This window comes from Pseudomonas sp. DNDY-54 (assembly GCF_019880365.1).
Taxonomy (GTDB): domain Bacteria; phylum Pseudomonadota; class Gammaproteobacteria; order Pseudomonadales; family Pseudomonadaceae; genus Stutzerimonas; species Stutzerimonas stutzeri_P.
This window is the reverse complement of sequence record NZ_CP082271.1, coordinates 2,766,293-2,782,443: the sequence shown is the minus strand read 5'-3', so window position 1 is coordinate 2,782,443 and position 16,151 is coordinate 2,766,293. Positions and strand designations below refer to the sequence as shown.

General features: G+C 58.5%; 16 protein-coding genes. 11 read left to right on the top strand and 5 right to left on the bottom strand.

Annotation, left to right across the window (positions count from 1 at the left end; translation table 11 throughout):
• Window positions 1-120 precede the first annotated feature (120 nt).
• Together K4O48_RS12795 and K4O48_RS12790 are read right to left on the bottom strand one after the other, a co-directional pair.
• Window positions 121-2,154, bottom strand: coding sequence for a S9 family peptidase (locus K4O48_RS12795; protein ID WP_222908722.1), 2,034 nt, complete (start codon window positions 2,152-2,154; stop codon window positions 121-123).
• A gap of 184 nt (window positions 2,155-2,338) precedes the next feature.
• Window positions 2,339-2,584 carry a hypothetical protein gene (locus K4O48_RS12790; RefSeq protein WP_222908721.1) on the bottom strand — a complete coding sequence of 82 codons (246 nt, stop codon included), beginning with the start codon at window positions 2,582-2,584 and terminating at the stop codon, window positions 2,339-2,341.
• A 17-nt stretch (window positions 2,585-2,601) separates the two neighbouring features.
• Here K4O48_RS12790 and fadB point away from each other — a divergent pair, with 17 nt between their 5' ends.
• The 5 genes from fadB (at window position 2,602) to K4O48_RS12765 (ending at window position 9,760) form a co-directional block, all read left to right on the top strand.
• Window positions 2,602-4,749: a fatty acid oxidation complex subunit alpha FadB gene (gene fadB / locus K4O48_RS12785; protein ID WP_222908720.1), complete on the top strand. Its 2,148-nt coding sequence runs from the start codon at window positions 2,602-2,604 to the stop codon at window positions 4,747-4,749.
• 17 nt (window positions 4,750-4,766) lie between these two features.
• Complete coding sequence (fadA, locus tag K4O48_RS12780) at window positions 4,767-5,942, top strand: acetyl-CoA C-acyltransferase FadA (protein ID WP_222908719.1); 1,176 nt, start codon at window positions 4,767-4,769, stop codon at window positions 5,940-5,942.
• 76 nt (window positions 5,943-6,018) lie between these two features.
• Window positions 6,019-6,246, top strand: a complete 228-nt coding sequence (locus K4O48_RS12775; protein WP_222908718.1) for a DUF1653 domain-containing protein — start codon at window positions 6,019-6,021, stop codon at window positions 6,244-6,246.
• A 309-nt stretch (window positions 6,247-6,555) separates the two neighbouring features.
• Window positions 6,556-9,168, top strand: a complete 2,613-nt coding sequence (gene topA, locus K4O48_RS12770; protein ID WP_222908717.1) for a type I DNA topoisomerase — start codon at window positions 6,556-6,558, stop codon at window positions 9,166-9,168.
• 73 nt (window positions 9,169-9,241) lie between these two features.
• Window positions 9,242-9,760: a DUF6586 family protein gene (locus K4O48_RS12765; protein WP_222908716.1), complete on the top strand. Its 519-nt coding sequence runs from the start codon at window positions 9,242-9,244 to the stop codon at window positions 9,758-9,760.
• A gap of 35 nt (window positions 9,761-9,795) precedes the next feature.
• Here K4O48_RS12765 and K4O48_RS12760 read toward each other — a convergent pair whose 3' ends face one another.
• Entirely contained in the window at window positions 9,796-10,635 is an 840-nt protein-coding gene (locus tag K4O48_RS12760) for a DMT family transporter (protein ID WP_222908715.1), read from the bottom strand.
• A gap of 201 nt (window positions 10,636-10,836) precedes the next feature.
• Between K4O48_RS12760 and K4O48_RS12755 the strand changes: the two genes are divergently transcribed.
• Complete coding sequence (locus K4O48_RS12755) at window positions 10,837-11,073, top strand: hypothetical protein (protein ID WP_222908714.1); 237 nt, start codon at window positions 10,837-10,839, stop codon at window positions 11,071-11,073.
• A gap of 67 nt (window positions 11,074-11,140) precedes the next feature.
• Here K4O48_RS12755 and sulA read toward each other — a convergent pair whose 3' ends face one another.
• Both sulA and lexA read right to left on the bottom strand, forming a co-directional pair.
• Complete coding sequence (gene sulA, locus K4O48_RS12750; protein ID WP_222908713.1) at window positions 11,141-11,617, bottom strand: SOS-induced cell division inhibitor SulA; 477 nt, start codon at window positions 11,615-11,617, stop codon at window positions 11,141-11,143.
• A 10-nt stretch (window positions 11,618-11,627) separates the two neighbouring features.
• A complete protein-coding gene (gene lexA, locus K4O48_RS12745) occupies window positions 11,628-12,236 on the bottom strand; it encodes a transcriptional repressor LexA (protein WP_222908712.1) in 609 nt (202 codons plus the stop codon).
• A gap of 194 nt (window positions 12,237-12,430) precedes the next feature.
• Between lexA and K4O48_RS12740 the strand changes: the two genes are divergently transcribed.
• From K4O48_RS12740 to K4O48_RS12720, 5 genes are all read left to right on the top strand, one after another.
• Window positions 12,431-13,138: a TetR/AcrR family transcriptional regulator gene (locus K4O48_RS12740; RefSeq protein ID WP_222908711.1), complete on the top strand. Its 708-nt coding sequence runs from the start codon at window positions 12,431-12,433 to the stop codon at window positions 13,136-13,138.
• Window positions 13,139-13,177: 39 nt separating this feature from the next.
• Window positions 13,178-13,702, top strand: coding sequence for a L,D-transpeptidase (locus tag K4O48_RS12735; RefSeq protein WP_222908710.1), 525 nt, complete (start codon window positions 13,178-13,180; stop codon window positions 13,700-13,702).
• 16 nt (window positions 13,703-13,718) lie between these two features.
• Window positions 13,719-14,717: a beta-N-acetylhexosaminidase gene (gene nagZ / locus K4O48_RS12730; RefSeq protein WP_222908709.1), complete on the top strand. Its 999-nt coding sequence runs from the start codon at window positions 13,719-13,721 to the stop codon at window positions 14,715-14,717.
• A gap of 14 nt (window positions 14,718-14,731) precedes the next feature.
• Window positions 14,732-15,469, top strand: coding sequence for an S-methyl-5'-thioinosine phosphorylase (locus K4O48_RS12725; protein ID WP_222908708.1), 738 nt, complete (start codon window positions 14,732-14,734; stop codon window positions 15,467-15,469).
• A gap of 177 nt (window positions 15,470-15,646) precedes the next feature.
• Window positions 15,647-16,144: an LEA type 2 family protein gene (locus tag K4O48_RS12720; protein WP_222908707.1), complete on the top strand. Its 498-nt coding sequence runs from the start codon at window positions 15,647-15,649 to the stop codon at window positions 16,142-16,144.
• Window positions 16,145-16,151: the final 7 nt, after the last annotated feature.

Sequence of the window (16,151 nt, the reverse complement as noted above, 5' to 3'; positions counted from 1 at the left end):
TTTACACTCCAAACAGTAGGTAAGAGAAGTGACCTCGGCACGCTGGCGCCGTTCCGACCGCAAGTCGGCGGACGAGATCCGGGTACGGGTTAACTGGCAATGCTGCATGCGGCGGCCTGCTTACCGATCGGCCATGCCGAAGACCTTGAGCACGAACGCGTATTCCAGCGCGACGTCCTTGAGCGCTTGATAACGACCGCTCATACCGCCATGCCCGGCACCGAATTCGGTTTTGAGCAGGAGCAGATTGTCGTCGGTTTTGTGAGCGCGCAGTTTGGCCACCCATTTCGCAGCTTCCCAGTACTGCACACGGCTGTCGTTGTAACCAGCAACTGCGAGTGTCGCCGGGTAGGGTTGATTGCGCACGTTCTCATAGGGGGCATATGCCTTTATTCGGGCATGAACCTCTGGCTGATTTGGATCGCCCCATTCGTCGTATTCGGTGACCGTCAGCGGCAGGTCCGCGTTGAGCATGGTGTTCAGCACATCGACGAAGGGCACCTCGGCAATTGCGGCGCCGAACAGTTCAGGTCGCAGATTCAACACCGCGCCGATCAGCAATCCCCCGGCACTGCCACCACTAATCGCGAGTCGACCTGGTTCGGTGTAGCCATCGCCTATCAGTTTCTCGGCGCATGCAATGAAGTCGCCGAAGGTGTTCGGCTTGTGCTCCAGCTTTCCGGCGCGGTACCAGGCTTCGCCAAGATCGCCACCGCCTCGAACGTGGGCAATGGCGAACACGAATCCGCGATCCAGCAGAGACAAGCGTGCATGCGAGAACCACGGATCGAGACTGTGGCCGTACGCGCCGTAACCGTAGAGATACAGCGGCGCTGGTTTGCCGAGAAGCTCGCGGCGACCGACCAGGCTGATCGGTACCTGGGTACCGTCGGCGGCCGTCGCCCAGATGCGGCGGCTTTCGTAGGCATCGGCATCGAACGGGCCTTCGACCGGTGTTTCCTTGAGAACCTTCTGATCGCCGTTGGCCAGGTTCAACTGGCGAATCTGCGCGGGACGGTTCAGGGCCTCATAGCGCAGCCGAATGACCGGGCTATCGAATTCCAGTGTGTTATGAACATGCAGGCTGTAAGCCGCGTCGGGTAATTGCACCCGATAATGGCTGCCCTCTGCGGGCCGAACCTCGATGATGGGCAGTCCCGATTCCCGCAGGCTCAGCGTGACCGCACCTGCGTTCAGGCTGATGTCTTCGAGCATCACCGAGTCGCTATGGCCGATCAGTTCTTGCCACTGATCGCGCTGTGGCGTGGCCTCTGGTGCGTGGTAAAGCGCGAAGTTTATGCCGGCCTGGTTGCTACGAACCAACCAGCGCCATTCCCCATCCAGCAAGCCATGGTCGGGGTAGTATTCATGGTCTTCCTGGCGTGGCGCGAGGCAATCCCAGTCGCCATCAGGCTCATCCGCTGATAGCACCCAGGCTTCGCTGGTGGTCTTGCTATTGGAAAGAATCACCAGCTGACGTTCGGAGCTGGCTCGGTAGCAGTGAACGAAACAGCGGCCGTCCGGATCGTGGTAGACCTCGGTGCGCTCGCCGTACCCCAAACGATGGCGATAGATCTTGTGAGGCCTGTGAGTATCGTCGAGTTCGCCGAAGAACAGCGTCTGATTGTCGTTAGCCCAAGTCATGCTCCCGTCGCAATCTTCGAAGGGCAGGGCAGTCACCTCGCCGGTGTGCAGATCCTTGACGAACAGCTGATAGATCTCATCACCTTGCGTATCGAGGCTGTAAGCCAGTTTGCTGTGGTCCTGGCTGACGCTGAACGCGCCCAGCGACAGGAACCCTCCGGCTGCCAATTCATTGGGATCGAGCAAGAGCTGCTCGGCACTTTCGTCCACAGTGAACGCGCCGTCTGCTGGCCGGGGGCAGCGGTAGTGACGCGGATACTCATCACCGGCGGTGGTGCGCTGGTAGTAAAGCCAAGGCCCCCAGGGTGACGGCAGTGAAAGGTCTGTCTCGCGGATGCGGCCCTTGATCTCCTGAAACAGTGCCTCACGAAGCCCCGCCTGGTCGGCAAGCTGATCTTCTAAATAGGCGTTCTCGGCCTTGAGGTAATCGAGCACCTCGGGTGCGTCACGACTCTCCAGCCATTTATACGGATCAACACCAGCATCCGTACGAGCAATCGGGGCAGACATGTGAAACTCCTGAGCGCAGCTGCGTACTGGCGCAGCGTTACGAAATTGGTAGTAGGCGGCGAGTGTACTAACGCCTTGCCAGTTTGTGACGATCCTATGCAGTGGGGGTTCATTGACCCTCTCGCGCGCATCAGCGGTGTGAATGCACGTCAATGAAGAAAAACTCTCGCGTTCAGCTGCAGCATTACCGGCCTTGGCTAGGCTTACCGGTCTGATTGCTCATGGGCACCTTGGTGTGATCGGTCAGCCGATTGACAATGGATCGCTTTTCCATGAAGGTGTGCTCACCCAAATCAAACGGGCGTATGAATCGAGCGTTTGCCACGCAAATGCCGTCAGCCCGGTTTATCGTGTCGGTGGGTGTCGTTTCACCGGTAACGGTGACGGTCTTCGGGCCGATGACGTGCGACACGTAACGTTCAGCTTCCATACCGTGGAGATCAGTTGATGATTTACGAAGGTAAAGCCATCACGGTTAAGGCTCTTGAGAGCGGCATCGTCGAATTGAATTTCGACCTCAAGGGTGAGTCCGTCAACAAGTTCAATCGCCTCACCCTCAATGACCTTCGTCAGGCCGTCGACGCCATCAAGGCCGACAGCTCCGTCAAAGGCGTTATCGTTACCAGCGGCAAGGATGTATTCATCGTCGGTGCGGACATCACCGAATTCGTCGACAACTTCAAGCTGTCCGATGAGGAGCTGGTCGCCGGCAACCTCGAAGCGAACAAGATCTTCAGCGATTTCGAAGACCTCGGTGTCCCGACTGTCGCTGCCATTAACGGCATCGCACTGGGCGGTGGTTTCGAGATGTGCATGGCTGCTGACTACCGCGTCATGTCTACCGTGGCGAAAGTCGGTCTGCCGGAAGTGAAGCTGGGCATCTACCCGGGCTTCGGCGGCACGGTTCGCCTGCCGCGCCTGATCGGCGTCGATAACGCTGTCGAGTGGATTGCATCCGGCAAGGAAAACCGCGCTGAAGACGCGCTCAAGGTTCGCGCCGTAGACGCTGTGGTTGCTCCCGAGCAGCTGCAGGCCGCCGCGCTGGATCTGGTCAAGCGCGCCATCTCCGGCGAGCTGGACTACAAGGCCAAGCGTCAGCCGAAGTTGGACAAGCTCAAGCTCAACGCCATTGAGCAAATGATGGCTTTCGAAACCTCCAAGGGTTTCGTGGCTGGTCAAGCGGGCCCGAACTACCCGGCGCCGGTTGAAGCGATCAAGACCATTCAGAAAGCCGCCAATTTCGGGCGCGACAAAGCGATCGAAGTCGAGGCCGCTGGCTTCGTCAAACTTGCCAAGACGTCGGTTGCGCAAAGCCTGGTTGGCCTGTTTCTGAGCGATCAGGAGCTGAAGAAAAAAGCCAAGGCCTACGACAAGCAAGCCCGTGACGTGAAGTTGGCTGCCGTACTGGGCGCCGGCATCATGGGTGGCGGTATTGCCTACCAGTCGGCTGTCAAAGGCACGCCGATCCTGATGAAGGATATCCGCGAAGAGGGTATCCAGATGGGCCTGAACGAGGCCTCCAAGCTGCTCGGCAAGCGCGTCGAAAAGGGTCGCCTGACTCCGGCGAAGATGGCCGAGGCGCTCAATGCCATTCGCCCCACCATGTCGTACGGTGACTTCGGTCACGTCGACATCGTCGTCGAAGCCGTTGTCGAAAACCCGAAGATCAAGCAGTCGGTACTGGCCGAAGTCGAAGGTCTGGTGCGTGATGATGCGATCATCGCCTCGAACACCTCGACCATCTCCATCAGCCTGCTGGCCCAGGCGCTCAAGCGTCCGGAAAACTTCTGCGGCATGCACTTCTTCAACCCGGTGCACATGATGCCGCTGGTGGAAGTGATCCGTGGCGAGAAGACCAGCGAAACCGCGATCGCCACGACCGTTGCTTACGCCAAGAAAATGGGTAAGAGCCCTGTCGTGGTCAATGATTGCCCAGGCTTCCTGGTCAACCGCGTCCTGTTCCCTTATTTCGGCGGCTTCGCCCGCGCCATCGCTCACGGTGTGGACTTCGTCCGCGCTGACAAGGTGATGGAGAAGTTCGGCTGGCCGATGGGCCCGGCCTATCTGATGGACGTCGTCGGCATGGACACAGGCCATCACGGTCGTGACGTCATGGCCGAAGGCTTCCCGGATCGCATGAAAGACGACACCCGTACAGCCGTCGACGTCATGTACGACGCCAACCGCCTCGGTCAGAAGAACGGCAAGGGCTTCTATGTCTACGAGATGGACAAGAAGGGCAAGCCGAAGAAGGTGGTCGATCCGCAATCCTACGAGCTGCTCAAGCCGGTGGTCAGCGAGACTCGCGAGCTGTCCGACGAGGACATCATCAACTACATGATGATCCCGCTGTGCCTGGAAACGGTCCGCTGCCTGGAAGACAACATCGTCGAAACCGCTGCCGAAGCTGATATGGGCTTGATCTACGGCATCGGTTTCCCTCCCTTCCGTGGTGGTGCACTGCGCTACATCGATTCGATCGGTGTCGCCGAGTTCGTGGCCTTGGCCGACAAGTACGCCGACCTGGGTCCGCTGTATCAGCCGACTGCGAAGCTGCGTGAAATGGCTGCCAACGGCCAGCGCTTCTACGGTTAATTGAGGAAAAAAGAGATATGAGCCTTAATCCGAGAGACGTCGTCATTGTCGACTTCGGCCGTACCCCGATGGGTCGTTCCAAGGGCGGCATGCACCGCAATACCCGCGCCGAGACCATGTCCGCGCACCTGATCGATGGCTTGCTGGCACGCAACTCCAAGGTTGATCCAGCTGAAGTTGAGGACGTGATCTGGGGCTGCGTCAACCAGACCCTTGAGCAGGGCTGGAACGTGGCCCGCATGGCCTCGCTGCTGACCCGCATCCCGCACACCAGTGCTGCTCAGACCGTTAGCCGCCTGTGTGGCTCCTCCATGAGCGCGCTGCATACCGCCGCTCAGGCGATCATGACCGGCAACGGTGACGTCTTTGTCGTCGGTGGTGTCGAGCACATGGGCCACGTCGGCATGATGCATGGTGTCGACCCGAACCCGCAGCTGTCGCTGTACGCCGCCAAGGCATCCGGCATGATGGGTCTGACCGCTGAAATGCTGGGCAAGATGCATGGCATCACCCGCGAGCAGCAGGATGCCTTCGGCGAACGTTCTCATCGTCTGGCGCACAAAGCGACGGTCGACGGCATGTTCAAGGATGAAATCATCCCGATGGAGGGCTACGACGAGAACGGTTTCCTCAAGGTCTTCGACTACGATGAAACCATTCGCCCGGAAACCACCCTCGAGAGCCTCGCCGCGCTCAAGCCGGCATTCAATCCGAAGGGCGGCACCGTGACTGCTGGCACGTCTTCGCAGATCACCGACGGTGCGTCCTGCATGATCGTCATGTCGGCGCAGCGTGCGCAGGATTTGGGCATCCAGCCAATGGCTGTGATTCGCTCCATGGCCCTGGCGGGTGTAGACCCGGCAATCATGGGTTACGGCCCGGTGCCGGCGACCCAGAAAGCGCTCAAGCGTGCCGGTCTGACCATGGACGACATCGATTACGTCGAGCTCAACGAAGCCTTCGCAGCTCAGGCACTGCCTGTGCTTAAGGATTTGAAGTTGCTCGACAAGATGGAACAGAAGGTCAATCTGCATGGAGGTGCCATCGCACTGGGTCATCCGTTCGGTTGCTCCGGTGCTCGTATTTCGGGCACCCTGCTGAACGTGATGAAGCAGAACGGGGGTACGCTTGGCGTGGCTACGATGTGTATCGGCCTGGGCCAAGGTATCACCACGGTGTTCGAACGCGTCTAAGCTGTTCGTTACACGGAAACCGGGGCCATGTGCCCCGGTTTTCATTTTCTGGATATGTTTTTTTGAGGCAGTCGACATGCAGGTCACGCCAGGCCGTTACCGCCATTACAAAGGCCCTGAATACCGGGTATACGCGATTGCTCGGCACTCCGAAACGGAAGAGCCAGTGGTGTTCTATCAGGCGCTGTACGGGGATTTCGGCCTTTGGGTGCGCCCGCTCTCGATGTTTACCGAAACGGTAGAAGTCGACGGCGAAACGCTTCCCCGTTTCGCCCTGATCGAAGCCGAAGCGAGCCGGTTTTAAGGGTTATCAACATGGGCTGGCTTAACCCCTGCGCTTGACCTTGGCTCTATCGCCACTATATATAGCGGTGCTTTCGGGCCGAGTGAAAACGATTTTCTTGGTTTCGGGCAGTACAAACCCGCCGTGCAGTTAGATTGCCAATGGATTTTCGCTGCGGGTATAGAAGGTTTCCGGAGCAATTGAATGCTCCATGCAGTCCTGAAAGGGCTGCTTCGCTTCTTTCTGGCAGACTGAACGGCGGATACTGTCGTTCGGCACCTGCCGGCTCAAATTCTCAGTTCATCTCTCGATTCAGGAACTCTCCTCTCCATGGGTAAATCGCTGGTCATCGTGGAATCACCGGCCAAGGCCAAGACAATCAACAAGTATTTGGGTAACCAGTACGTGGTGAAGTCGAGTATCGGCCACATCCGCGACCTTCCTACCAGCGGTTCTGCCAACAAGGAACCGGTCAAGCGCGGCAAGGCGGCCGCTGCCGAAGCGCCGGCCTTGTCACCGAAGGAAAAAGCCAAGCGTCAGCTGTTTACCCGTATGGGCATCGATCCCGAGCATGGCTGGAAGGCGAAGTACGAAATCCTGCCGGGCAAGGAAAAGGTCATCGATGAGCTTCGTCGCCTGGCCAAGGAAGCCGACACCATCTATCTCGCGACCGACTTGGATAGAGAAGGGGAGGCCATCGCCTGGCACCTGCGCGAGTCCATTGGCGGCGATGACAGTCGCTACAAGCGCGTGGTGTTCAACGAGATCACCAAGAAGGCGATCCAGGAGGCCTTCTCCAAGCCGGGCGACCTGGACATCAATCGCGTCAACGCGCAGCAAGCGCGGCGCTTCCTCGATCGTGTCGTGGGCTACATGGTCTCGCCGCTGCTCTGGTCGAAGATTGCCCGTGGGCTTTCGGCTGGTCGCGTTCAGTCGGTTGCCGTGAAGCTTGTGGTTGAGCGTGAGCGAGAGATCCGGGCGTTCGTCCCTGAAGAGTACTGGGAAGTGCACGCCGACCTCAGCACGAGCAGCAATGCCAAGGTCCGCTTCGAGGTCGCCCGCGAGAATGGCGAAGCCTTTAAGCCGCTCAACGAATCCCATGCAATGGCTGCCCTTGAGCAGCTCAAGGATTCGAACTACAGCGTCACCAAGCGTGAGGACAAGCCGACCAGCAGCAAACCGTCGGCCCCCTTTATCACCTCGACGCTGCAACAGGCCGCAAGCAACCGCCTCGGCTTCGGCGTTAAAAAGACCATGATGATGGCGCAGCGTCTCTACGAGGCTGGCTACATCACCTACATGCGTACCGACTCGACCAATCTATCGGCCGATGCGTTGAGCATGGTTCGTGGCTTCATTGAAGATGAGTTCGGCAATAAGTACCTGCCAGAGAAGCCCAACTTCTACTCCAGCAAAGAAGGCGCCCAAGAGGCGCACGAGGCGATCCGTCCTTCCGATGTCAATCTTCGTCCCACGCAGCTGTCGGGAATGGAGCGCGATGCGGAACGTCTCTACGATCTCATCTGGCGCCAGTTCGTTGCGTGCCAGATGCCGCCTGCTCAGTACCTATCAACCAGCGTGACGGTTTCCGCCGGGAATTTCGAACTTCGCGCCAAAGGCCGAATCCTCAAGTTCGACGGTTATACAAAGGTCATGCCCCAGCAGAGCAAGAGCGGCGAAGACGACGTATTGCCGGACATGAACAAGGGCGACGGGATGAAGCTGATCAAGCTTGATCCGAGCCAGCATTTCACCAAGCCGCCAGCACGTTACTCCGAAGCAAGTCTGGTCAAGGAAATGGAAAAGCGCGGCATTGGTCGCCCGTCGACCTACGCTGCGATCATCTCTACGATCCAGGATCGTGGATACGTCTCCCTGCATAACCGCCGGTTCTATTCCGAGAAGATGGGTGACATTGTCACCGAACGCCTCTCGGAGAGCTTCAACAACCTCATGGATTACGGCTTCACCGCCGGCATGGAGGAGAACCTTGACGATGTCGCCCAGGGTCAGCGCGAATGGAAGCACGTGCTTGATGAGTTCTACGGCGATTTCAAGAAGAAGCTCGAGGTTGCCGAAGCTGGTGACAACGGCATGCGCGCGAACCAGCCAACCCTGACGGATATTCCCTGTAAGGTTTGCGGCCGGCCGATGATGATTCGCACGGCATCCACAGGGGTTTTCCTCGGTTGCTCCGGCTACAGCCTGCCACCGAAAGAACGTTGCAAGTCCACCGTCAACCTGGTTCCCGGCGATGAAATTGCCGCTGATGATGAGGGCGAGTCCGAGTCTCGTGTGCTGCTTGGCAAGCATCGCTGCCCGATTTGTAGCACCGCGATGGACGCCTATTTGCTGGACGAGACCCATAAGCTGCACATCTGTGGCAATAATCCTGATTGCAGCGGCTACGAAATCGAGGAAGGGCAATACCGCATCAAGGGTTACGAAGGGCCCAGCCTTGAATGCGATAAGTGTGGCAGCGAGATGCAGCTCAAGACCGGTCGCTTTGGCAAGTTCTTCGGATGCACTAATGCTGAATGCAAGAACACCCGCAAGTTGCTTAGGAGCGGTGAGGCGGCGCCGCCGAAGATGGATGCGGTGAAGATGCCGGAGCTCAAATGCGAAAAGGTCGACGATACTTATGTGCTACGGGATGGGGCGTCCGGGTTGTTCCTTGCAGCCAGCCAGTTCCCGAAGAATCGCGAGACGCGCGCACCGCTGGTGAAAGAGCTTATCCCACATAAGGATGAAATCGATCCGAAGTATCACTTCCTCCTGAGTGCGCCACAAAAAGATGCTGAGGGGCGCCCAGCCGTCATCCGCTTCAGCCGCAAGACCAAGGAGCAGTACGTGCAGACCGAGGTGAATGGCAAGCCGACCGGCTGGAAAGCTTTCTTCGATGGCGGCAAGTGGAAAGTGGAAGACAAGAGCACCGGTAAGTAAGCGTCAGCGTCGGGAGGATTCGATTTTTCGGCTCCTCCCGCAACGTTCCACACTCTCTTGGGAGACCGTCGCCATGGCTCATGAGCTGTATACCCGAACCAATCAGAAAATATACTTCGCCGGTCTCGCACTCGCCAATTGGCGGCGGGCCGAGGAGAAAGGCGCGATGAATGCGCCGGGTCTGATCCAAGCAGAGCGAGAGGCTAGTCTTTTCCATCTCTACGGAGCGCTGCTGGGGCTTTGCCACGAGGTGGCTGGGTACTACCGCCTGCCTGACGCCAGTGCATCGCGTGCGGAGTTGCTGCTGGTACGCTCGCCGCAGCATGCATCACCGAGTCCTGAGCTGGCGGAGCTGATAGAGCTGGCCGAGCATTCCGAAACATGGCTGGCGCAACTGCTCCGGGCATACGCGGTGCTGTTCGAGCCGCCGCGTGCGCCAGCCAAAGCCAAGACGGATCCAACCATGCCTTTGATTGAGGCGGTCAGCGTGGTTGAGGAAGTGCCGGCGCTAAGCCGTGAAGAGATCGAATCCTGGCGAAGCAACCTAAAAGCGTTGGCCTTGCGCTTTCGTGAATCGCTTACCGAATGGTGAACGCCCAAGCGAGCGGTTCGCTGGGGCTCAGTTCTTTAGGCGTTGTGTTTGAGCCGCAATACCAGTGCGATCCCTCCGAGGATTGCGATCCCCGCGATCAGCAACTGGCTGGTCAAGGCTTCCCCTAGAAACGCACTTCCTGCCAGCACGGTTAGAAGCGGTACGCTCAGCTGCACGCTGGCCGCCTGCATGGCCGCTAGCCCTGGCAGCGCGGCATACCAGATGGCATAGCCGATACCGGACATCACGCCCCCCGATAGGAGTGCGTACACGACCCCGGCGCTGTCCCACTTGAGCCCACTCAGCGCTAGCAGGCAAAGCACAGCCATGATGGGCAAGGTGCGAATGAAATTGCCTGCGGTCGCCGCAAGCGGGTCTTCGGCTCCTTTGCCCAGCAGTGAATACGCGCCCCAAGCGACCCCTGCCAGCACCATCAGTAAGGACGCAGAGATCGACGGCGTGCCCGTACCGGGAAGCAGAAGTGCCACGACGCCACCCAGCGCCAGCATCAACCCCGCAACCTGCAGACGCTGAAGTCGCTCCCCTTTGAAGAACCCCCAGGTAATCATGCTCAGCTGGACCGCGCCGAATAGCAGTAACGCGCCGGCGCCGGCATCGAGATGCGTATAGGCGTAGGAAAAGGCTGCGGCGTAGGTGAAAAGCGCGACAGCGCCTTTCCAATTCCCCGACGTGACCGAAGACCTTTGTCTCAGGCTGAGCAGCAACCACAGCACCAAGGCACCGGATAGAAGACGTAGTGCTGTAAAGCTGGCAGGGTCGATCTCGCTGTCGCGAAGTGCGGCGCGACACAGTAGCGAATTTCCCGCAAAAGCAAGCATGGCTATCACGGTTAGCATTAGAGTTCTTGCGGTCATCTCAGGTCCTTAAGCGTTAGCTCCGTGCTCGGCGCCTTCTGCGCCACTAGGCTGCCATCCTACTTCGCCGTTGCGTATGGCAGCATCTACTTCAGCGACCGGCTCGAGATGCTGTTTGTCGTACCGCGTACGCTGTGAAGCCGAGGGCTGTGGGCAGGTCAGCCGGCTGTTACAATGCGCCGTTTCACGGGGAGCAGATTCATGCCAACGTCTTTTCTGGAAATCGTCGAGCTACCCGACGGCAGCATTGTGCTGCGTCGCGCTGAAGATGAAGGTGTGCTGGTTACGCTGGATTTTTCTGACGATGCCAAAGTCTTTCTGCAGGGGCAGCATGTCGAAATCGCCAAGGCGATGTTCAATGTCGGTGTGCAAATGGCGGGGCGGGTTTCCGAAGGAGACTTCGAGCGGGAAGGGGATGGAGACCGCGTACTGCATTGATGTGGTCAGAGACGCCTTCGTGGCGGCCGGGTAGGTTTCGGCACGTCCCTATGCCGTTGGAGCTTTATCAGTTACCTAGGCGGATGTTCAGACCCTGCGCGTTGCCCTGAGCGGCCGCCACGCGAAGTTGTAATCGGCTCGCTTTGTCCAGCCGTGGAAGCCAGGTTATAACCGTATGGCTGCAGCCTGACATCAGGGCCTTGGACGCCAGTTCAAGTGCGCCTTGACTCTCACGGGCCTGCAGCAAAAGAATGCGGTCGCGGTTAAGCCCTGTTTCTCGGAGCCAGCTTTGCGAGAGCGAGGCGGGCGGTGCGATCAGCGTTAGCCAGCGTGTATCGGCTGCTTCACTGAGCTCACGCAGTATGGGCGCCAGTAGCTGTCTGCAATGCTCGCCGCTGCCGCTAAAACTCATCTCACTCAGCTTGTCCTTGGCGGGTTCTGGGGTGCTGACGATAGCGCCGAATGGGGTGAGGCGATGTGCGATCAGCCCTTCGAACAGTGAAAGCTGTGGTTTGCTTGCGGTGGGTTGGGGTTGATACTGCATAAACCTCTCCTTAACGGCGAATCACGCCGACGCTCAAACCTTCGATAACCAGTTCCTGTTGTTCCAAATCCACCTCGATGGGGGGGAATTCAGGGTTCTCTGCGAGCAGCCAGACCTTACTGCCTTCACGCTTGAAGCGTTTTACGGTTACTTCTTCATCGATCCGAGCCACCACCACCTGGCCATTACGGGCTTCACGCGTGGTGTGAACCGCTAGCAAGTCGCCATCAAAAATGCCGATATCCTTCATGCTCATGCCGTGCACGCGCAGTAGGTAATCGGCCTTAGGCTGGAAAAATGAAGGGTTGATCTGGCAGGACTCTTCAACATGTTGCTGCGCCAGGATTGGCGCGCCGGCGGCGACCCGTCCGATGACAGGCAGACCGCTCTCTGCGGGTGCTGGATCGAAACCGGGAATGCGTATTCCGCGGGACGCACCGGGCGTCATCTCAATAGCCCCTTTTCGCGCCAACGCCTTCAGATGCTCTTCGGCGGCGTTGGGTGACTTGAACCCCAGCTCCTGCGCGATCTCCGCGCGTGTCGGTGGGTAGCCGTTGTCTTCAAGGCAGCGCTTGATGAAGGCGAGAATTTCCGACTGCCGTGGGGTCAGCTTGATCATGAGTAGTCTCTGTTCTTTTATACAGTGACTGGGATTATATACAGTGCCTATTGCTTGGCAATCGTTGTTTGTTGAGGCCGCATCGAGGTTGGTGCAAGCTTTGCCGCACAGGGAACGGCAATCAGCACTTTGCTTGTTGACTTGATATAGGTTGAAACGTAAGTTTCAAACACGTGTTTGTCGGGGGAGGGGACATGGCGCAGTCTGAAACTGTGGAGCGCATTCTTGATGCAGCGGAACAGCTTTTCGCTGAAAAGGGGTTCGCCGAAACATCGCTGCGTCTGATCACCAGTAAGGCTGGAGTAAATCTGGCGGCTGTGAACTACCACTTCGGTTCTAAAAAGGCGCTTATCCAAGCTGTTTTTTCACGGTTTCTGGGTCCTTTCTGCGTCAGTCTCGAGCGCGAGCTGGACAGGCGAGAAGCCCTGTCGGACAAAAAGGACAGCCTGGAAGAGCTTCTGGAGATTCTTGTGGAGCAGGCGCTGGCCGTAACGCCTCGTAGCGGTGATGACCTGTCTATCTTCATGCGCTTGCTGGGCCTTTCCTTCAGTCAGAGCCAGGGTCATCTACGCCGCTATCTCGAAGACATGTACGGCAAAGTGTTTCGCCGATACATGCTACGGGTTCACGAGGCTGCACCTTCCATTCCGGCGATCGAGCTGTTCTGGCGTGTTCATTTCATGCTTGGCGCAGCGGCGTTCAGCATGTCAGGGATCAAGGCACTACGGGCCATCGCTGAAAACGACTTTGGCGCGAAGACCTCGATCGAGCAGGTGATGCGCATGATGGTGCCCTTCCTCGCGGCAGGTATGCGAGCCGATTCCGGTGTGGCGGATCCGGGTCTTGCTCAGGCGCATCCGATCGTAAGACGCAACGCCTTGGCAATGCCGGCCAAGGGTTGACGTGCACGGGCAGGGGGCGATCGGCTAAGCTTGGCGCCCATGCACGAACTCGATTTTCTCCATATCTCCATTGCTGACCAGCTGCTCTACGGGTTCTCTGAAGAGAAACTGTGCGTTCGGCTGCCTGTATCTACCGCTCGCAACGGCGTGGGTGAACGCAACGGTTCCGGTTGCACGCCGCGAGGCCGCCATAAGGTACGAGCACGCATTGGTGAGGGGCTGCCTTCAGGGGCTGTATTGCGTGGACGACGGTGGACGGGTGAGGTTTGGAGTGCGGAGCTGCATGAGCGCTTTCCTGGGCGCGACTGGATACTGACCCGAATTCTCTGGCTCAGTGGGTGCGAACCCGGATACAACCGAATGGGTGCCGTTGACACCTTTCGTCGCTACATCTATCTGCATGGCACGCCCGATATCGAACCCATGGGTGTGCCGCTTTCTCATGGTTGCGTCAGGCTGCGCAATGCCGACCTCCTCGATCTCTTTGCGCGCGTGCCAACGGGTTGCGCGGTGCAGATAGGCGAAGGAGCCTGTCCGGATTGGTCGAGCGCAACGCTGAATTAAGGATCTGCTCACTATCATGCAAGGTTCATTGATGCTGGACATTGCCGGCACCTGGCTCTCCGCCGAGGATCGTCAGTTGCTGCGGCAGCCGGAAGTGGGGGGGCTCATCCTGTTTGCCCGCAACATCGAGCACCCACTTCAGGTGCAGGCACTCTGTCGATCCATTCGGGCGTTACGCCCTGACCTCTTGCTGGCAGTCGATCAAGAGGGCGGACGCGTCCAGCGGCTGCGCCGTGATTTCATCCGCCTGCCCGCGATGCGGGAGCTCGCGTCACGGGCGAACGCAAAGGCGCTGGCAGAAATGTGTGGTTGGGTAATGGCCACTGAAGTGCTAGCGGTGGGACTGGATTTTAGCTTTGCGCCCGTGCTCGACCTTGATTATCAGCGCAGCGCGGTCGTCGGCTCTCGTGCGTTTGAAGGTGATCCGCTACGTGCGACCGAACTGGCAGGCGCTTTTATCAGTGGTATGCACAGCGCCGGAATGGCTGCGACCGGCAAGCACTTCCCGGGTCACGGCTGGGCGGAAGCCGACTCTCATGTTGCCATTCCGGTCGATGAACGTGGATTGGACGCGCTGCGTGGGTGCGACCTGATCCCATTCCAGCGGCTTGCAGGCGAACTCGATGCCGTAATGCCTGCGCATGTCATCTATCCCCAAGTGGATGACAAACCCGCCGGTTTTTCGTCGCGCTGGCTGCAGGATATATTGCGTACCGAGTTGGGTTTCAACGGCGTGATCTTCAGCGACGACCTGTCGATGGCTGGTGCGCATGTCGCCGGTGACGCAGCGTCCCGTATCGAGGCGGCGCTGTCCGCTGGCTGCGACATGGGGCTTGTCTGCAATGACAGGGGTGCCGCCGAATTGGCACTGTCGGCGCTTCAACGCCTCGACACGCGGCCTTCACCAGCACTTGCCACGATGCGAAGCCGCGTATTCGGTTCGCTGGAATACAAGCAGGACCCACGTTGGCGCACGTCCATCGCCGCGCTCAAAGCCGCCGAATTGATCGTTTGACCAGGGAAACCAAGATGACTGTCCACGCCATTATCGGCGGCACCGGCCTTACGGAGCTGCCTGGGCTCAGCCTGGATGAAGCAGTGCCGATGGAAACGCCCTATGGCCGGCCGTCGGCAGATATTCTGCGCGGCACCTATGCGGGCCGAGAGGTGTTGTTTCTTGCCCGACACGGTCACCCGCACCGCATACCGCCGCATCAGGTGAACTATCGCGCCAATCTATGGGCGCTGAAGCAGTCCGGCGCACAGGCGGTGATCGCCGTGAACGCGGTGGGTGGTATCCATTCGGCAATGGGCGCCGGTCACCTGTGTGTGCCGCATCAGCTTATCGATTACACCTATGGCCGCGAGCACACCTTTTTTGAAGGCGATATCGAGCATGTCACCCACGTCGACTTCAGTTACCCCTATGACGAATCATTGCGACAACGTCTGATTGCCGGGCTCGCAGCCGAGGGTTATCTGTTCAGCAGTCACGGCGTTTATGGCTGCACGCAAGGACCACGACTGGAAACGGTTGCGGAAATCGCCAGGATGGAGCGTGATGGCTGCGATATCGTTGGTATGACTGGTATGCCCGAGGCGTGCCTCGCTCGCGAACTTGAATTGCCGTATGCCTGTCTTGCGCTGGTGGTAAATCCAGCCGCCGGGAAAACCTCCGGCATCATCACGATGGCGGAGATCGAGGCAGCGCTGGCGGACGGGATCGTCAAAACCCGAGCGGTGCTGGCCCGCGCGCTTGCCAGTTGATCGCATAGGACAGTAGGACGATAGCCGCGTCGCCAGGCGCGGCTGCGCTTTAACAACGAAAAGCTGTCAGAACAAGAGCGGTAGCAAAGACGTAGCAGGTACGTGCTAATTTCGCCAAACAACCCATTGCAGGCAATTCGGCGCTTGCTACACTTGGCCGTCCTTTGGAGTACCGGAATGCTTTGCCACGCACCTATAAGAAGAATATCGAGAGCAGTGGTTTTCCTGGGACTGCTGTCCGGCCTGGTAGGGTGTTCGACCTGGTTCAGTAGTGACTTTCAAGACCCTGAGGTTCGGCTGACCGATGTCGAAATCATCAAGGCGAGACTCCTAGAGCAGCAGTTCATGTTGCGCTTTCGCATCGACAATCCGAACGAAAATAGCCTTCCCGTTCGCGGCCTTGTCTATACCGTTCACCTTAACGACATCGAACTGGCCAGCGGTGAGTCCAGTGGCTGGACGACCGTGCCTGCACATGGCTTCGATTATTATGAAGTGCCGATTCATACCAATCTCTGGCGACACATGAAGTACATCGTGCGGCTGCTGGAAAAGCCGGATCGGCCCATTGCCTATCGTCTGGATGGTGAGTTGAAAACGGGTCTATTGCTCGGTCGGCGCGTGCACATCTCCACCAATGGCGAGATAATCCCCGGCAACTTTATCCCGGAGTAGCAACACC